Source organism: Zobellella aerophila (assembly GCF_039539325.1).
GTDB classification, from domain to species: domain Bacteria; phylum Pseudomonadota; class Gammaproteobacteria; order Enterobacterales; family Aeromonadaceae; genus Oceanimonas; species Oceanimonas aerophila.
On sequence record NZ_BAABCX010000011.1, the window covers coordinates 1,656 to 4,857 of the forward strand.

Genomic DNA, 3,202 nt, shown 5'->3' on the forward strand with positions numbered 1-3,202 from the left:
TGCTCTTTAACAACCTGGAAAGCTGATGAAATAATTTGTAGTTCTTGATACGCAAGTGTCTTGGAACTTCTTGGCGAAAAATTGTTGTAAGCATCAGTCACGATGCGTGCACTCTGAGCCGGTTCCCCGTCAGTCCTTTGGGCTGAGCGGAAACTTCTTGGGGTTGTATGGTTAAGTGACTAAGCGTGCACGGTGGATGCCTTGGCAGTCAGAGGCGATGAAGGACGTGCTAACCTGCGTTAAGCACGGGTAAGCTGGTAAGAAGCGCTTGAACCCGTGATGTCCGAATGGGGAAACCCACCGCACTTCGGTGCGGTATCGCAACGTGAATTCATAGCGTTGCGAGGCGAACCGGGAGAACTGAAACATCTCAGTACCCCGAGGAAAAGAAATCAACCGAGATCCCCTTAGTAGCGGCGAGCGAACGGGGGCCAGCCCTTAAGCGGCATGGATGGTAGTGGAACGGTCCTGGAAAGGCCGGCAATAAAGGGTGATAGCCCCGTACACCAAACTGTCTGTGACGTGAAATCGAGTAGGACGGGACACGTGATATCCTGTTTGAACATGGGGGGACCATCCTCCAAGGCTAAATACTCCTGACTGACCGATAGTGAACCAGTACCGTGAGGGAAAGGCGAAAAGAACCCCTGTGAGGGGAGTGAAATAGAACCTGAAACCGTGTACGTACAAGCAGTGGAAGCCCACTTGTTGGGTGACTGCGTACCTTTTGTATAATGGGTCAGCGACTTACTTTTAGTAGCAAGGTTAACCGTATAGGGGAGCCGTAGGGAAACCGAGTCTTAACTGGGCGAATAGTTGCTAGGAGTAGACCCGAAACCCGGTGATCTAGCCATGAGCAGGTTGAAGGTTGAGTAACATCAACTGGAGGACCGAACCCACTAATGTTGCAAAATTAGGGGATGACTTGTGGCTGGGGGTGAAAGGCCAATCAAACCGGGAGATAGCTGGTTCTCCCCGAAAGCTATTTAGGTAGCGCCTCGGACGAATACTACTGGGGGTAGAGCACTGTTTGGGCTAGGGGGTCATCCCGACTTACCAACCCCATGCAAACTCCGAATACCAGTAAGTACTATCCGGGAGACACACGGCGGGTGCTAACGTCCGTCGTGAAGAGGGAAACAACCCAGACCGCCGGCTAAGGTCCCCAAGTTCTGGTTAAGTGGGAAACGAGGTGGGAAGGCTCAGACAGCCAGGATGTTGGCTTAGAAGCAGCCATCATTTAAAGAAAGCGTAATAGCTCACTGGTCGAGTCGGCCTGCGCGGAAGATGTAACGGGGCTAAACCAGGCACCGAAGCCGCGGATTCAGAATTTATTCTGAGTGGTAGGGGAGCGTTCTGTAAGTCTGCGAAGGTGTGTCGTGAGGCATGCTGGAGATATCAGAAGTGCGAATGCTGACATGAGTAACGATAAAGGGGGTGAAAAACCTCCTCGCCGGAAGACCAAGGGTTCCTGTCCAACGTTAATCGGGGCAGGGTGAGTCGACCCCTAAGGCGAGGCCGAAAGGCGTAGTCGATGGGAAACGGGTTAATATTCCCGTACTGGCGTGTATTGCGATGGGGGGACGGAGAAGGCTAGATGGGCCAGGCGTTGGTAGTCCTGGTGAAAGGATGTAGGCAGAGTGTTTAGGCAAATCCGGACACTTAATGCTGAGACCCGAGACGAACGCACCACGGTGCGGAAGTCATTGATGCCCTGCTTCCAGGAAAAGCCTCTAAGCTTCAGATACACGGCAATCGTACCCCAAACCGACACAGGTGGTCGGGTAGAGAATACCAAGGCGCTTGAGAGAACTCGGGTGAAGGAACTAGGCAAAATAGTACCGTAACTTCGGGAGAAGGTACGCTGGAGCGGGTGAAGTCTCTTGCAGATGGAGCCTGAGCCAGTCGCAGTGACCAGGTGGCTGGGACTGTTTATCAAAAACACAGCACTGTGCAAACTCGCAAGAGGACGTATACGGTGTGACACCTGCCCGGTGCCGGAAGGTTAATTGATGGGGTTAGCCGCAAGGTGAAGCTCTTGATCGAAGCCCCGGTAAACGGCGGCCGTAACTATAACGGTCCTAAGGTAGCGAAATTCCTTGTCGGGTAAGTTCCGACCTGCACGAATGGTGTAACCATGGCCACGCTGTCTCCACCCGAGACTCAGTGAAATTGAAATTGCGGTGAAGATGCCGTATACCCGCGGCTAGACGGAAAGACCCCGTGAACCTTTACTACAGCTTGGCACTGAACATTGACCCTACATGTGTAGGATAGGTGGGAGGCTGTGAAGCGGTGACGCCAGTTGCCGTGGAGCCATCCTTGAAATACCACCCTTGTATGTTTGATGTTCTAACGTAGGCCCCTGAATCGGGGTTGCGGACAGTGCCTGGTGGGTAGTTTGACTGGGGCGGTCTCCTCCCAAAGAGTAACGGAGGAGCACGAAGGTTGGCTAAGTACGGTCGGACATCGTACGGTTAGTGCAATGGCATAAGCCAGCTTAACTGCGAGACGGACAGGTCGAGCAGGTACGAAAGTAGGTCATAGTGATCCGGTGGTTCTGCATGGAAGGGCCATCGCTCAACGGATAAAAGGTACTCCGGGGATAACAGGCTGATACCGCCCAAGAGTTCATATCGACGGCGGTGTTTGGCACCTCGATGTCGGCTCATCACATCCTGGGGCTGAAGTCGGTCCCAAGGGTATGGCTGTTCGCCATTTAAAGTGGTACGCGAGCTGGGTTCAGAACGTCGTGAGACAGTTCGGTCCCTATCTGCCGTGGGCGTTGGATGATTGAGGGGGGTTGCTCCTAGTACGAGAGGACCGGAGTGAACGAACCGCTGGTGTTCGGGTTGTCATGCCAATGGCACTGCCCGGTAGCTACGTTCGGAATCGATAACCGCTGAAAGCATCTAAGCGGGAAGCGAGCCCCGAGATGAGTCATCCCATGGACTTCGAGTCCACTAAAGGGCCGTCCGAGACTAGGACGTTGATAGGCAGGGTGTGGACGCGCTGTGAGGCGTGCAGCTAACCTGTACTAATGACCCGTGCGGCTTAACCATACAACACCCAAGAAGTGTGAGGCCTTGCGGTCGAGACTACAAAGCAAGAATGGTTCATCAGTTTTCCAGATGTTGTTGACCCAGACTGGTCAACAACCCAGTTTATGCCTGGCGGCGATAGCGTTGTGGTCCCACCTGAC

Annotated in this window: 1 rRNA gene; it reads left to right on the top strand. The window is 53.6% G+C overall.

From position 1 onward, the window contains the following. Window positions 1–169: 169 nt before the first annotated feature. Window positions 170–3,062, top strand: a 23S ribosomal RNA gene (locus tag ABD806_RS17950). The last annotated feature ends 140 nt before the right edge of the window (window positions 3,063–3,202 follow it).